Source organism: Streptomyces sp. Y309 (assembly GCF_056712025.1).
Genome location: NZ_CM160048.1, coordinates 888,197 through 904,158 on the forward strand (window position 1 = coordinate 888,197; position 15,962 = coordinate 904,158).

The following is a 15,962-nucleotide window of genomic DNA, read 5'->3' on the forward strand; positions in this document are numbered from 1 at the left end:
CCACAAAAAAGTCCCGGGCGAGCGGGGGCTCACGCCTCCCACCCGCCCGGGACTCCGGACGATCACATGGTCCCGCAGGCTCAGACCGCCACGGCCGGGTACGTCGGGTACTCCACCCCGGAGACGTGCTGCACGACCCGGATCACCTGGCACGAGTAGCCGAACTCGTTGTCGTACCAGAGGTAGAGGATCGCGCTGTCCCCGTCGACCTTGGTGGCACCCGCGTCGATGATCGAGGCGTGCCGCGAGCCGATGAAGTCGTTCGAGACCGCGTCGGGCGCGCTGGTGAAGTCGATCTGGCGCCTCAGCGGCGAGGTCAGGGAGACGTCGCGGAGGTGGTCGAGGACCTCGTCGCGGGTGGCCTCGCGGCCGAGCCGCAGGCTGAGGATCGCGATCGAGACGTCCGGCACCGGGACCCGGATGGAGCTGCCGGTGATGGGCGCCTTGAGGTCCGGCAGCGCCTTGGCGACGGCGGAGGCGGCACCCGTCTCGGTGATCACCATGTTGAGCGGCGCCGAGCGGCCGCGCCGGTCCGCCTTGTGGTAATTGTCCAGGAGGTTCTGGTCGTTGGTGAACGAGTGGACGGTCTCCACATGCCCGCGAAGCACGCCGTACTCGTCCGCCATCGCCTTCAGCGGCGGGACGATCGCGTTCGTGGTGCAGGAGGCGCAGGACAGGATCCGCTCGTCCGGCTTGATCATGTCGTGGTTGACGCCGTGCACGATGTTCGGGACGTCGCCCTTGCCCGGCGCGGTCAGGACGACCTTGTCGATGCCGGGGCGCAGGTGCTGCGACAGGCCCTCGCGGTCGCGCCACTTGCCGGTGTTGTCGATGAGGATGGCGTCCTTGATGCCGTACGCCGTGTAGTCGACCTCCGACGGGTCGCTCGCGTAGATCACCTTGATCTCGTTGCCGTTGGCGATGATCGTGCTGTTCGCCTCGTCGACGGTGATCGTGCCCTGGAACTGGCCGTGGATGGAGTCGCGGCGCAGGAGCGAGGCGCGCTTGACGATGTCCTGCTCGCCGCCCCGGCGGACGACGACAGCACGCAGCCGCAGGCCGTTGCCGGAACCGGCCTTCTCGATGAGCAGGCGGGCGACGAGGCGGCCGATGCGGCCGAAGCCGTAGAGGACGACGTCACGCCCCTCGCGGCACTCGATCTTGTTGGCGCCGGTGGCACCGGCGACGGCCTGGGCGGTGAACTCCGGCACCGAAAGACCGCGGCCGTCGGCCCGGTACGTCGCGGCGAGCATGCCGATGTCGATCTGCGAGGGGCCGAGGTCGAGCTCGGTGAGCGCCCGCAGGAACGGCAGCGTCTCGGTGACCGAGAGCTCCTCGCCGGCGATCTGCCGGGCGAATCGGTGGGTCTTGAGGATGCTGACCACCGACTTGTTCACCAAGGAGCGGCTGTGCAGCAGGATCGTCACGTCCCGCTCGCGGTGCAGCTTCCCGATGATCGGGATCATCGATTCCGCGATCTCCTCGCGGTTCTTCCAGTCGGTGAACGAGTCGTCGTTGACAGTCACAGGCGTATCTTTCGAGCTAGGCGGCGCTCATATGCTAACCCCACCCCAGTTTGATCTTTCAACCGGCCGCGTCCACCGCTCGCCCGGGGTCCCTCTCCTCCCCCGCCTCTGCCTTCCCCTCGGGCGCCGCGCCCCGCTTCCAAGCCCCGCCCCCGAGCAACATGAACGCCGAGGCGGCGGCCACGGCGCCCGCGGTGACGATCAGCAGCCGGTGGTCGACGAACGGGAGCAGGCCCGCGCCGAGGGCGAGGAAGACGGGGTTGGGGGCGAGGAGCAGGGTGTTGGCGGTGGCGGCGACGCGGCCCATGAGTGCGCCGGGAGTCTCCCGCTGGACGGCGGTCATGGCGGCGATGAGCACGCACGGCAGGCCCGCGCCGATCATCGCGCTCGCGACCAGGACGACCGGCGTGGAGGGCAGGGCGCGCAGCGCGACGCCGAGCGCGAACAGGAGGATGCCCGCGGCGGTGAAGACGCGCTCGGGCATGCGGCGCAGGAGGGCGCCGGCGAACAGCCCGCTCAGTACGGAGCCGGCGCCCTGCACGGTGTAGAGCATGCCGGCGAAGGCGGGCGCGCGGTGCAGGCCGGAGTCGACGACGGCGTACAGCGCCGCCCCGTTGACGCCCGCCATGCCCATCGTGACGGCGCCCGCCACGACCAGGCGCCACAGCACGGGGTGCGTGCGCAGGAAGCGGACGCCTTCGGAGACCTGGGCGGTCCACGGTTGCCGGTCGGCGCCCGTCGGCCGGGGCTCGGCGACACGCAGCAGCGTGAACGCGGCGGCCGCCACGGCGAACGTGACCGCGTCGAGGAGCGCGACGCTCTGGCCGCCGAACTGGATGAACAGGCCCGCCCCGATCAGCGGGGCGAGGAGCTTCATGCCCTCGTTGGCGGTCAGGCGCAGGCCGTTGAAGTCGCCGCGCAGTTCCTCGGGCACGGCGGCGGCGACCAGCGCCGCCTCGGCGGCGTCCATCAGGACGATGGTGATGCCGTACACGATCAGGACGGCGAACAGCAGCCAGATCCGGTCCTCGGAGTCGACGAGGACGAGGGCGGGCAGCAGGGCGGCCATCGACAGGTTCGACCAGATCAGCAGCGGCTTGCGGCGCACCCGGTCGGCGAGGGTGCCGATGAGCGGGCCGAGCAGCATCGGGGCCCACACGCAGAACGTCGTCAGGGCGGCCAGACTGTCCGACCCCGTCAGCGACTTGGCCCACACGCCGCCCGCGAGCGCCATCGCCGAGCTGCCGAAGCCGGAGACCACCACACCACCGAGATAGAACGCGGCGTTCCGGTCACGCAGGACACGTCCCACGCCCCAACTCATGCCGATCTCCTGACTGTTGCGTGGACGCGGGCAGCAACTCGCCATCTGTGCAGTACGAGTGACGGGCCATCGGGTTGCTGCCGCACCGAAGACGTACGCGATGTTACGACGATCACTCACCCGTTCCGGGCCAGTTGGCGGCCGAAGCGGCGGGCGTGCTCCGCCAGGTCCTCCTCGACCCGGCCAGGTACGGGCGGATCGGCCGAGGTGAGCCGGGCGAGGACCAGCACCGGCGCGGTGCACCGCGCGACCGCCGCACGCACCAGGTCGGCGAAGCGCGCCGCGTCGTCGGTCTCGTCGGCGCGCGCGTAGCCGCACGCCAGGGCCCAGGTGCACAGATCGGCGCGCCGGGACGGCACGGCCTGCCCGCCGGTGGAGGCGTAGCAGCCGTCGTCCAGCACGATGTGCACCAGCGGCAGCGTGGGCAGTGCGCCCGCCGTCGCCAGGCCGACGGGGTTCATCAGCAGGCTGCCGTCCCCGTCGACGACGACCGTCGTACGGCCCGTCTCGCGCGCGACGCCGATGCCGATGGAGGAGGCGAGGCCCATCGAGCCGGTCATGTAGAAGTGGCTCGGCCGGTCGTCCAGGTGCCGCGCGATGCGGCAGGCATAGCCGGTGGTGTGGACGATCGGCTCGGTCGTGGTGGCCGCGAGGACGGCGGCGACGGCTTCGGTCTTGTTCACGCGTGCCTCCCGTGCGGCAGCTCGCCGGCGCCGGCCACCCCAAGTCTCTTGTTCATGCCCGCCACCCGAACGCGGTCGGCGGGACGAGCAGGGCCGCGGCCCGGCGTTCGACGTGCACGAGGTGCCGTGCCCGGTCCAGGTCGACCGGGTCGGACAGCGTCGTGGACTCGATGCCGAGCGCGTCGAGGAGGGGCGCGGTGAGGCGTCCCATCACGGTGTTCTCCGGGGTCGGGTCGGGATCGACCCCGCGCAGGCTCACGACGAGGAGCATGGGGATCGCGTACGGGACGACGAGCGAGGCCAGGGCGTTGACCGACTGGCCGAGGCCGGAGTTCTGCATGAGCACGACCGGGGAGCGCCCGGCGAGCGCGGCTCCCGCGGCCACCCCGACGGCGTTGTCCTCGCGCGCGACGGTGAGGAGCCCCGCCTGCTCCTCCAACGCGCGGTAGAGCGGGGCGAGGATGCCGCACGGCGTGCCGAGGAACGGCCCGAAGTCCGTGCCGAGGTCGGCCGCGAGGCGCTCGGCCAGCGGCGTGCGTACGGTCGCGGTCGTCACTGGTCCACCTCGACGAGGTGCTCGTACAGCCGGTTGATCAGATCCATCACGAACCCCTCGGGCCAGCGGCGGAAGTAGAAGTGGTCGCCGGGGAAGACGCGGGCGGCGAACGGCCCCGTGGTGTAGGCCCGCCACGCGTCCAGGGATTCCCGGTCCAGGTCGATGTCCTCCTTGGACCCGTAGGCGATCAGGGGGCAGGACAGTGGTGGGGCCGGCCGGTGGGTGTAGCTGTCGCTCATGATCAGGTCGGCGCGGATGGTCGGTTCGACCAGGTGCCACAGCTCCTGGTCGGCGAGCACCTCGGGGTCCGAGCCGCCCATCGTGTCGAGCGCCGCGCGCAGGGTGGCGTCGTCCATCGCCGAGTACTGACGGCCCGTGACGAGCAGATGCGGCGGTCTGCTGCCGGAGACGACCACGCAGCTCGGCGTGAGGCCGAAGCGGTCGCGGAGCCGCAGGGCGATCTCGTACGACATGACGGCGCCCAGGCTGTGCCCGAACAGGGCGAAGGGGCCGTCGAGATGGGGACCGAGTTCGTCGGCGATGTCGGCGGCGAGGTCGCGCGGATCGTGGGGTACGGGATCGGCGATGCGGCTCTCGCGCCCGGGCAGCCGCAGGGTCTGCGCGTCCACGGCCTGCGGCAGCAGGCGCTGCCAGCTGTCGTACGACCGGCTGCCGCCGCCCGCGTACGGCAGGCACAGCAGCGGTTTGCGGCGGGCGCCGGAGCGGGGTGGGCGTGGGAGCAGGGAGAGGGCGTCTCGTTGTGCCATGGAAGTCGGAAGTCCCTTCAGGGCTGGGGCGGGATCCTCGGGTCAGGGCTGGGGCGGGGATCCTCAGGCGCGGGTGGCCTTGTCGAGGGCGCGGCTCAGCGCAGTCGCGAGGAGTTCGACCTGGTGGTCGGTCAGCCAGGGGCCGCAGGGCAGGTTCATGTGCTCCTGGAACCAGGACCGTTCGGCCGCCGGGCACTCGCCCAGGCCGTGTCCGCGGGCCCGCCACTCGGGCATGAGGTGCAGCGGGAAGTAGCGCAGGTACGTCTCGACGCCCTCGGCGGCGAGGCAGCGGAGCAGCTCGTCCCGGTCGACGCGCTGTGCGTCGACGGAGAAGGTGAACAGGTGGTGGGCGTGCTCGACGCCGGCCGGCACGACCGGGACGCGCACGGTGTCGAACTCGGCCAGCTCGTCCGTGAGTCGGGCGGCGACGGCCCGCCGGCGTGCGATCAGCGCGGGCAGCTTGCCCAGCTGCACCAGGCCCATGGCCGCGGCGGCCTCGCTGAGGGCCGCGTTGGTGCCCGAGCGCCGGAAGCGGAGGCAGTCGTGGGTGTACGTCTCGCCGGGGTAGAGCGCACCGGCCGGCGGGCCGCTCGCACCGGCGAAGCCGCCGTGCCGGGCGGTGAGGGCCATGTCGGCCTGGTTGCCGCGCACCCGGCGCAGCCGCTCCGCCCAGTCGGCGCGGTCCGTGGTGATCATCCCGCCCTCGCCGAGGGTCGTGATGTTCTTGCTGGAGTGGAAGCTGAAGCAGCCGATGTGGCCGAGGGCGCCGGGGCGGCGGCCGTTCAGGACGCTGCCGAGCGCGTGCGCGGCGTCCTCCACGACGATCAGGTCGTGCTCGCGGGCGAGGCGCATCAGGGCGTCCATGTCGGCGGGCAGGCCGCCGTAGTGCACCATGACGATCGCTCTGGTGCGGGGCGTGACCAGTTCGGCGACGCGCCGCGGGTCGATGTTCGCCGTCGCCGGGTCGATGTCGGCGAACCGCACCCGCACGTCGTGGTCGAGCAGCGGCTGGACGGTGGCCTGGTAGGTCTGCGGGGTGGTGATCACCTCGTCGCCCGGCTCCAGGTCGAGGAGGCGGATCGCCAGCTCCAGGGCGACCGTCCCGCTGGTCACCGACAGGGCGTGCCGGGCGCCGACGAGCGCGGCGAACTCCTCCTCGAACCGCTCCCTGACCGGCCCCGCGGACAGCGTGGCCCCCGAGAGCAGCACCTCGCGCACGGCCTCGACGTCGCTCTCGTCCAGCGTGCTGCCGACGCGTGCGTACGGCACGGCGTAGGGCGGCGGCGCGGCCGCCGGTTTCGTCTCCATCGTTTCCCCCGGTTCCGGACAGCGGACGGTATTGCCGATCGGATCCTCACCGCGGCCCCGTTGCTCACCACGGCTGCACTTCTCACCGCAGCGCCGTTGCTCACCGCGGCTCCCCTCCTCACCGCAGTTCCTCGGCGACCTCCTCGTCCTGCATGGCGTCGATCTCGGCGCGTACGGCTGCCTCGACCACGGCGGCGAGTTCGGCGACCGTGCGGTGTTCGAAGAGGGCCCGCAGCGGCAGTCGTACGGCGAAGGCCTCGTCGATGCGGGTGATCACCTGGGTGGCGAGCAGCGAGTGCCCGCCCCGGTCGAAGAAGTCGTCGTGGACCCCGACGCCGTGGCCGCCGTCGTCGCGGTCGCCACCGCCGCCGTCGCTTTCGAGGCCGAGGACCTCGTCCCAGATCGCGGCGACGGCCTCCTCGGTGGCGGTGCGGGGCGAGGCCGTGTCGTCGCCGCCGGTCCACTCCGGCGCGGGCAGCGACCGCCGGTCGACCTTGTCGCTCGCCGTCAGCGGCAGCTCCGCGAGGAACACGAAGGCCGACGGGATCATGTGCCGGGGCAGCACGGCGGCGAGGTGGGCGCGCAGCTCGGCCGGGGTGGGCGCCTCCCCCAACGCGACGACGTAGCCCACGAGTTGGCGGCCGTTCGGCGACTGGGCGGCCGCCACGGCGGCGCCGCCCACCCGGGGATGGGCGAGCAGCGCGGCCTCGATCTCGCCGGGCTCCACGCGGTAGCCGCGGATCGCGATCTGGTCGTCCGCGCGGCCGAGGAAGCGCAGGCCGCCCTCCTCCAGCCACAGCGCCAGGTCGCCCGTGCGGTACATCCGGGCGCCCGGCTCCCCGCCGAACGGGTCCGGCACGAAGCGTGCCGCGGTCAGGGCCGGATTGCCGACATAGCCGCGGGCCACTCCGACGCCGCCCAGGTACAGCTCGCCCGGCACCCCGACGCCCACCGGGCGGAGCGCCTCGTCCAGTACGTACGCGGTGACGCCGGCGATGGGCGAGCCGATGGGCGGCAGCTCCCAGGGCGCGGTGAGCGGCCCGGTCGCCGTCGCCACGACCGCGTTCTCGGTGGGGCCGTAGTGGTTGACCACGACGGGTCCCGCCCCGGCGGACGGGCGGGGGCGCAGCACGTCGCCGCCGGTCAGCAGGGCGCGCAGGGCGGTGCTCCCCGCCGACGGCAGGTCGAGGACGGCCTCCGCGAGGGGTGTCGGCGCGAAGGCGACCGTCGTTCCCGCGCGGGCGAAGTGGTCGACGAGCGCCGCGGGTGAGGCGACCGTCCCGTCGTCCGGCACGTCCAGGCACGCCCCGGACAGCAGCGTCGGCCAGATCTCCCACCCCGCGGCGTCGAAGGACGGGCTCGCGACCTGGCTGACCACGTCGCCGGGCCCGAGGCCGTAGGTGTCGAGGTGCCACCGGACGAGGTTGAGCAGCGAGGCGTGAGTGACCACGACGCCCTTGGGGTGTCCGGTGGAGCCGGAGGTGTACAGCACGTACGCCGCGTTGGCGCCGGTCGCGCGGTGGGCCGGGGTCGGCTTGTGCGGAGGGGGCGTCGCCGGTCCGTCCGGGTGCGGGGGTGTCCCGGCACCGTCCGGCCGCATCAGCGTCGTGGGCCAGCTCTCGGGCACCAGGTGCGCCAGCTCGGGCACCGTCAGCACGGTCACGGCACCGCCGTCCGTCAGCAGGAAGGCGATCCGCTCCACGGGCAGGTTCGGGTCCACCGGCAGATAGGCCGCACCGGTCTTCAGTACGCCGAGCAGCGCGCCGACCAGCTCCGCGCCCCGGGGCAGCAGCACCGCCACCACCGCTTCCGGACCGTGGTCCGCGAGCAGCCCGGCGACACGGTCGGCGCGCTGGTCGAGTCGCATGTACGTCACCTGCTCGGCGCCGCACGTCAGGGCGGGAGCGTCCGGGGTGCGGGCCGCCTGACGCGCGAAGGCCTCGGCGACGGTCGGGCCCACGGCGTCCGTGGCCGTACGGCCCCCCGTGCGCGTCCGGTTGTACGTGTGGACGACGAGTTCACGCTCGGCGGCCCCGGTCATCGGCAGGGACCGGATCGGCGCGTCGGGAGTGCGGACGACCGCGTCGAGCAGGGTCGTGTAGTGCGCGGCGAGGCGCCGCATGTCCGCCTCGTCGAACAGGTCCGTCGCGTAGACGAGTTCACCGGCGAGGGTGCCGTCCGCCTGCGCGGTCAGGTGCATTTCGAGGTCGAACCGGGTGACGGCGCCGGCGCTGTCGAACGGCGCCACGTCCAGGCCCGGTGGCGCGAACTCGTCGAGGGAGTCCGCGTCGAAGAGCTGGAAGCAGACCTGGACGACCGGGTTGCGGCCGAGGTCCCGGGGCGGCGCGAGTTCCTCCACCAACTGCTCGAAGGGCAGGTCCTGGTGGACGAACGCCTCCAGGGTGTCCTCGCGGACGCGGTCCAGGAGCTGGTCGAAGCGCGGGTCGGCGGACAGGTCGGCGCGCAGCGGCAGCAGGTTCACGAAGAACCCGATGAGCCGGTCGAGGCCGGGCCGGTGCCGGCCCGCCACGGGGCTGCCGACCACCACGTCGTCGACGCCGGCCGAGCGGCCGAGGAGGACCTGGAAGGCGGCCAGGCCCGTCATGAACGGCGTGGCCCCGCGGGACTTGGCCAGCTCGCGCAGGCCCCGCGCGGTGTCTCCCGCCACGGCGAACTCGACCACGGAGCCCCGGTAGGACGGCACGGGCGGGCGCGGGCGGGCCGTGGGCAGTTCGAGGGCCGCCGGGGCGTCGGCCAGTGCCTTGCGCCAGTGCGCGGTGTGCTCGGCGTACGCGTCGTCGGTGAGCTCCTCGTGCTGCCGGGCGGCGAAGTCGGCGTACTGCAGGGGTGGTTCGGGCACGTCCTGGCCCTGGTAGGCGGCGGTCAGCTCGCGGCCGAAGATCTTCCGGGACAGGCCGTCGAACACCGCGTGGTGCACGACCACCGTCAGGACGTGGTCGTCGGGGGCCAGGCGCAGCAGCGTCCCGCGGATCAGCTCCCCGCCCGTCACGTCGAACGGCGTGACCGCGTCGCGGGCGACGTGCTCCTCGGCGGCCCGCACCGGATCGGCGGCGGCGTCGAGGCCGACGACGGTGAGGGGCACCGCGGGCCCCGGCACCACGACCGGTTCGCCGTCGGCCTCGTGGAAGCGGCCGCGCAGCGCCTCGTGCCGGTCCTGGACCCCGGTGAACGCCCGGCACAGCGCGTCGGCGTCCAGAGGGCCGCGCAGCCGGTACGCGAACGGCACCAGGTAGGCGGGCAGGCCGGGTTGGAGCCGTTCGAGGAACCACAGGCGGCGCTGGGCGAACGACGGCACGCGCGGCGTGCCCGCCCTGTCGGGGGCGGGGGCGGCGGACCGCGGAGCCTCGGCCGCCGCGACCGCGTTGGCCAGGCGGGCCACCGTGCGGTGCGTGAACATCACGCGCAGCGGCAGCTCGACGCCGAAGATCCGGCCGACCCGGTGCAGCACGTCGACGCACAGCAGCGAGTGGCCGCCCAGGGCGAAGAAGTCGTCGTGGATCCCGAAGTCCCGGTGGCCGAGGACCCCTTCCCACACGTCGGCGATGCGCTCGTCGGCGTCGTGGCGCGGCGCGCCGTCCGTCGCGGTCCGCTCCGGCCGGGGCAGGGCGCCACGGTCGATCTTGCCGGTGGCGGTGGTCGGAAGCACCGGCAGCGCGACGAAGTCCTGGGGTGTCATGTGTGCGGGCAGCCGCTCCCCCAGCCAGTCGAGGAGCGCGTCGGTGTCGACGCCCGCGGTCTCCAGGTGGGCGACGAGGCGGGTGTCGGGGCCGTCGGTGAGCGCGGTGACGGCGGCGCGGGACACCGCGGGGTGGGACTCCAGGACGGTTTCGATCTCGCCGGGTTCCACGCGGTAGCCGTGCACCTTGAGCTGGAAGTCGGCGCGCCCGAGGAATTCCAGGGTGCCGTCGGCCCGCCACCGGCCCCGGTCGCCGGTGCGGTACATGCGGGCGCCCGGCTCGGCCGCGAACGGGTCGGGCAGGAAGAACTCGGCGGTGAGGTCCGGGCGTCCCAGGTAGCCGCGGGCGAGCGGCGGTCCCGCCACGTACAGATCGCCGGGAACGCGGGTGGGTACGGGGCGCATGCGGTCGTCGAGGACGTAGATCCGCGCCTGGGAGACGGGGGCGCCGATGCCGGGAACGGTGGGCCAGTCCTCCGTGGGCGGGGTGAGCCGGCCCGCGGTGACCACGTTGACCTCGGTGGAGCCCCACTGGTTGTCGAGGCGGACGCCCAGGGCGCGGAGCGCGTCGGTGACGACGAGGCGGTCGCCGGTGGTGACGGCCTCGGTGAGGGTGCCGAGGCGCGTGCGGTGGTGCGCGGCCAGTTCGTTGAGCACCGTGCCGGGCAGCAGCACCGTGGTGATCTCGTGGGTCTCGATGAGTGCGGCGAGCCGGGCCGTGTCGTACCGGTCGCGCTCGTCGGCGAGGACCAGCGTGCCGCCGGTCCACCAGGTCGACCACACCTCGTAGGCGCACACGTCCGACGTGACCGGGAAGTACTGCAGGGCGACGGGCGCGGGGGTGTAGCGGTCGGCGGCCCAGTGCATGAGGCGCGCCGTCGGCCCGTGGTCCATCACGACGCCCTTGGGGCGCCCGGTGGAACCCGAGGTGTAGACGACGTACAGCGCGTTCTCCGGGCCCGCGCGGTCGGCGCCGTCCGCCCGAGCGTCCGGGCGGGCCGCGTCCGCCTGCGCGTCCAGGTCGGCGACCGTCGAGACCGGCACCGGCCAGTCCACGTCCGTGGCGCGTGACGTGACGACGAGCGCGGCGCCCGAGTCCTCAGCGAGCAGCCGCAGCCGCGACGCCGGGTGGTCGGGGTCGAGCGCGACACAGACCGCGCCCGCCTTGGCGACCGCGAGGAGGGTGAGGGGCAGGTCCGCCGTGCGCGGCAGGCACACGGCGACCCGGGACTCCACGCGGATCCCCCGCGCGCGCAGGGCGGCGGCAAGCCGTCCGGCCCGTTGGTCGAGTTCGCGGTACGTCCACCGGGTGCCGTCGGCGATCAGGGCGGGGGTGTCGGGGGTGCGGCGGGCCTGGTCCTCGAACCGGCCGACCACGGTGGCCGCGGGGTCGACGCCGGTCAGCGCGCTGTCGTTGAAGTCGGTCAGGAGGCGGCGGCGCTCGGCGGGGGCGACCGCGACGAGTTCGCCCGCCGGGCGGTCGGGGCCCTCCGCGACCCGGGCGACCAGCGCGGCGTAGTGCTCGGCGAAGACCTCCATGGTGGAGCGCTCGAACAGATCGGTCGCGTAGACCAGTTCGCCCGCCAGGCCGCCGGTGTCCTCCTCGGCCAGGCGCAGTTCCAGGTCGAACCGGGTCGTGCCGCCCTCGGGGACGATCCGCTCGGTGTCGGCGTCCTCGACGTGCAGGCGGCAGCCCGGCGTGAACAGATCGAACCAGGCCTGCACGATCGGGTTGCGCCCGATGTCGCGCGGCGGCGCGAGCTCCTCGACGAGCCGCTCGAACGGCAGCTCCTGGTGGGCGAACGCGTCCAGGGTGGTCTCGCGGACCCGGGCGAGCAGCTCGCCGAAGGCGGGCGCGCCGGACAGGTCGGTGCGCAGCGGAAGGGAGTTGACGAAGAGGCCGATCAGCCGCTCCAGCTCGGGCCGGTCACGGCCGGCGGCCGGGCAGCCGATCACCACGTCGTCGGTTCCGGCCCAGCGGCCGAGCAGCAGTTGGTACGCAGCTGCCGTGACCATGAACAGTGTGGCCTCGCGCGCCCCCGCGATCTCCCGCAGCCGGGTCACGACCTCTTCGGGCAGGTCGAAGCGGATGATGCCCGCCCGGTACGACGGCTGCAGCGGACGCGGCAGGTCCGTGGGCAGCTCCAGGGTGGGCGGTGCGCCGCCGAGCTTCTGCCGCCAGTACGCGGCGTGCGCGGCGGCCACCTCGTCGGTCAGCGTCCGGCGCTGCCAGGCGGCGAAGTCGGCGTAGTCCACGGGGAGCGGGGCGGGGGCGGGGCCGCCGCCCGTCGACGCCGCCCGGTAGGCGAGGGCGAGTTCCTCCTCGAACAGCGGGATGGAGACGCCGTCGAAGACCGAGTGGTGCACGGTCACCTGCAGGACGTGGTCGTCCTCGCCGAGGCGCAGCACGGTCGGCCGGATCAGCGGCCCCCGGGCCAGGTCGAACGGGGTGTGGGCGCTCCGCTCCGTGAACTCAAGCGCGCCGCGCAGCGGATCGGCCGTGGCGCTCAGGTCGAGGTGCTCGACCACGAGGTCCGCGCTGTCCATGAAGGCGACGCGGGGCGTGCCGTCGGCGGCGTCGTCGGCGGCAGCGTCCTCGTAGTGGCTGCGCAGGACCGCGTGCCGGTCGAGCACCGTGCGCAGCGCCCGTTCGAGGGCCGGGATGTCCAGCGGGCCGCGGATGCGATAGGTGGTGTCCGGCATGACGTACGCGACCGAGTGCGGCTGCAGCCGGTCCAGGAACCACAACCGCTTCTGCGCGAAGGACAGTTGGGGTGGCTCGTCCGCCGGGCGGCGGGTGGGGGCGCTGCGGGCGAACGGCACGGCCCCGCCGAGCGCGGCGGTGAGGCGCGCGACCGTGCGGTGGCTGAAGATCGCGCGCAGCGGCAGGTCGACGCCGAAGACCTTGCTCACCCGGGCGGTGACGCGGGTGGCGAGCAGCGAGTGACCGCCCAGGTCGAAGAAGTCGTCGTGGACGCCGACGCGCTCCAGGCCCGTCGCCTCGGCCCAGATCCGGGCCATGGCGGCCTCCCGCTCGTCGCGGGGTGCGGCGTAGTCCTCGGCCACGCCGGACTCCCGGTCCGGCAGCGGGAGTGCCTTGCGGTCGAGCTTGCCGGGCCCGGTCAGGGGCAGCTTCGGCAGCGTCACGACATAGCTGGGCACCATGTAGTCGGGGAGCAGCCCTTCCAGGTACGCGCGCAGGGCCGCGACGTCCAGGTCGGCCCCGGCCGCGGGCGCCACGTAGGCGGCGAGGCGCAGGTCGCCCCGGACCAGTTCGGTCGGCACCACGACGGCCTCGGCCACGTCGGGGTGCTCGCCGAGCAGGGCCGCGACCTCGCCCGGTTCGATCCGGTAGCCGCGGATCTTCACCTGGTCGTCGGCGCGGCCGAGGAACTGCAGCGTGCCGTCGTGGTTGCGGCGGGCCAGGTCGCCGGTGCGGTAGAGGCGCGCGCCCGGTGTGGTCGCGAAGGGGTCCGGGATGAAGCGGTCCGCCGTCAGGTCGGGCCGGTTGAGGTAGCCCCGGGCCAGGCAGCTGCCGCCGACGTACAGCTCTCCGGGGATGCCCACCGGCACGGGACGCATCCGCTCGTCGAGCAGATAGACGCGGGTGTTGGCGATCGGGCTGCCCACCGGCGGGTCCGTCGGCCAGTCCAGCGGGTCGCCCTCCAGGAGGTGGGCGGTGATGACGTGGGCCTCGGTGGGGCCGTAGTGGTTGTCGAGGCGGGCGCCGGGCAACCGGTCGATCAGGTCGATGAGTTCGCGGGTGAGGTGCAGCTGATCGCCGGCCGGGTGGATGTCGAGCAGCGGTGGCAGCGTCTCGCGCCCGCTCGCGGCCTGCGCGATCTGTTCGAGGACCATCGGCGGGCAGAACAGCCTGCGGGTGCCGGTGCGGAGCATGGTGTCGAGGAGTTGGTCGGGGTCGCGCCGCTCGTCCTCGGTGACGAGGACGACCGTGCCGCCGTCCAGCCAGGTGGAGAACAGCTCCTGGAACGAGATGTCGAAGTTGATGGCCGAGAACTGCAGCGTCGGGCCCGCGACCCGGGCCCGGTCGCGCTGCCAGCGCACCATGTTCAGGAGGGGGCGGTGCGTCATCGCCACGCCCTTGGGGCGGCCCGTGGACCCCGAGGTGTAGATGACGTAGACGAGGTGGTCGGCCGTGCCGTCCCGGGGCGGGTCGGTGCGGGGGCGGCCGTCCGGTGCGGGCGGCTCGATGGCGGTGACGCCGTCCGGGAGCCGGTCGACGAGCCCGGGGGCGACGACGGCCCGGCGCACCCCGGCGTCGTCGAGCATGAACGCGAGGCGTTCTTGGGGGGTCTGGGGGTCCAGCGGCAGGTAGGCCGCGCCGCTCTTGAGCACGCCGAGGAGGGCGGCGACGAGTTCGGCGCCGCGGGGAAGGAGCAGGCCGACCATCGCCTCCGGGCCGACGCCCGCGTCCTTCAGCTGCCAGGCGAGCTGGTTGGCGCGCGAGTTGAGTTCCCAGTACGAGAGCTGTTCCGCGCCCGACACCAGGGCGGTCGCGTCGGGGGTGCGGGCGACCTGCTGCTCGAACGCGTCGACGACCGTGGTGCCGGTGTCGGCCTCGGGGGCAGCGGTGTCGTTCCAGCCGTCGAGGAGGAGGTCCAGCTCGGCGGGCGGCGACATGACGACGTCGGCGAGCGGGCGCTGCGGGTCCCGGGCGACGGCGGTCAGGAAGGTGACGTAGTGCTCGGCCAGCCGCTCGGCCGTGGTGCGGTCGAACAGGTCGACCGCATACACCAGATGACCGCGGAGGCTGCCGTCGGCATGCTCGACCAGGTGCAGCTCCAGGTCGAAGCGGGTGGTGTACCAGTGCGCGGTGAACTTCTCGGCCGTGGTGCCGTCGAGTGCGAGGCGACAGCGCGGGGTGAACAGGTCGAACCAGGTCTGGGCGATCGGGTTGCGGCCGATCTCGCGCGGCGGCGCAAGCTCCTCCACGATCCGTTCGAAGGGCAGCTCCTCGTGCGCGAACGCGTCCAGGGTGGTGTCGCGCACCGCGTCGACGAGGCCGGCGAACGACTGGTCCGGGTCGAGCCGGGTGCGCAGCGGCAGTGAGTTGACGAAGAACCCGATCAGGTCCTCCAGTTCCGGCCGGGTCCGTCCCGCGGTGGGGCAGCCCACCACGACGTCGTCGGTGCGCGCGTACCGGCCGAGGACCGCCTGGTAGCCGGCGAGCGTGGTCATGAAGAGGGTGGCGCGCCGGCCGCGGGAGAGCTCGCGCAGCGCGTCGGTGACGTCGGCCGGCACGGTGAAGGACACCGTTCCGCCGCGGTAGGAGGGCACGGGCGGCCGGGGGCGGTCGGCGGGCAGTTCGAGCACCGGCGGGGCCCCCGCGAGGCGCTCCCGCCAGTACGCGACGTCGTCCGCGGTCGCCTCGTCCGACAGGGCCTCGCGCTGCCACACCGCGAAGTCGGCGTAGTCCACGGGCAGTTCGGGCCAGGCGGGGGCCGTGCCGGAGCGTGCCGCGTGGTAGGCGGTGCTGAGGTCGGCCTCGAACACGCCGATGGACAGGCCGTCGAAGACGACGTGGTGCACCGTCACCTGGAGCACGTGGTCGTCGGGGCCGAGCCGCAGCAGCGTGGTGCGCAGCAGCGGGCCGGTGTCGAGGTCGATGGGGGTGCGGGCGGCCTCGCGGACGAAGGCCATGACGGCGGCGTACGGATCGGGGGCGGCGGAGACGTCGACCACGTCGAGCCGGGTCTGCTCGGCCTTGTCGAAGACCAGGTGCGGCTGTCCGTCGGCGCTCTCGAAGCGGCTGCGCAGCACCGCGTGCCGGGCGGTGACGGCGCGCAGGGCCGCCTCCAGGGCGTCGGCGTCGAGCGGGCCGCGCAGCCGGTACGTGGCGTCGGGCATCACGTAGGCGATGGCTCCCGGCTGGAGCTGGTCCAGGAACCAGAGCCGCATCTGGGCGAAGGACGGTTCGGCGGGCGCCCCTTGGGGGCGGGGCTCGAGGGCCGGCCCCGCGGCACCGGCGGCGGTGGAGCGTTGCCCGCCCCGCAGGCGCTGGGCGAGCAGCGCGGCCTGCCCCGGAGAGAGCCGGGGGCGTTCAGCGGTCATGCGGCCTCCAGGTTCGTGTGCACGGGCGG

The 15,962-nt window shown here is 73.6% G+C and carries 7 protein-coding genes; all 7 read right to left on the reverse strand.

Features of this window, described 5'->3' with window-relative positions:
* Positions 1-80: 80 nt before the first annotated feature.
* The 7 genes from AC0KTA_RS03075 to AC0KTA_RS03105 all read right to left on the reverse strand — a co-directional run bounded on the left by AC0KTA_RS03075 (position 81) and on the right by AC0KTA_RS03105 (position 15,933).
* Entirely contained in the window at positions 81-1,526 is a 1,446-nt protein-coding gene (locus tag AC0KTA_RS03075) for a glyceraldehyde-3-phosphate dehydrogenase (RefSeq protein ID WP_481053518.1), read from the reverse strand.
* Between the two features lie 58 nt (positions 1,527-1,584).
* Complete coding sequence (locus tag AC0KTA_RS03080; protein WP_481053519.1) at positions 1,585-2,850, reverse strand: MFS transporter; 1,266 nt, start codon at positions 2,848-2,850, stop codon at positions 1,585-1,587.
* 116 nt (positions 2,851-2,966) lie between these two features.
* Positions 2,967-3,533, reverse strand: coding sequence for a thiamine pyrophosphate-dependent enzyme (locus AC0KTA_RS03085; RefSeq protein WP_481053520.1), 567 nt, complete (start codon positions 3,531-3,533; stop codon positions 2,967-2,969).
* Between the two features lie 52 nt (positions 3,534-3,585).
* On the reverse strand, positions 3,586-4,089 hold the full coding sequence (locus tag AC0KTA_RS03090; RefSeq protein ID WP_481053521.1) for a hypothetical protein: 504 nt from the start codon (positions 4,087-4,089) through the stop codon (positions 3,586-3,588).
* On the reverse strand, positions 4,086-4,856 hold the full coding sequence (locus AC0KTA_RS03095) for a thioesterase II family protein (protein ID WP_481053522.1): 771 nt from the start codon (positions 4,854-4,856) through the stop codon (positions 4,086-4,088). Before AC0KTA_RS03095 ends, AC0KTA_RS03090 begins: the two co-directional genes overlap by 4 nt.
* Before the next feature lie 63 nt (positions 4,857-4,919).
* The gene (locus AC0KTA_RS03100; protein WP_481053523.1) at positions 4,920-6,164 is read right to left on the reverse strand and encodes a DegT/DnrJ/EryC1/StrS family aminotransferase; all 1,245 of its coding nucleotides are present in this window, start codon (positions 6,162-6,164) and stop codon (positions 4,920-4,922) included.
* 118 nt (positions 6,165-6,282) lie between these two features.
* Positions 6,283-15,933 (reverse strand): non-ribosomal peptide synthetase, encoded by a 9,651-nt coding sequence (locus AC0KTA_RS03105; protein WP_481053524.1) that lies wholly within the window; start codon positions 15,931-15,933, stop codon positions 6,283-6,285.
* Positions 15,934-15,962: the final 29 nt, after the last annotated feature.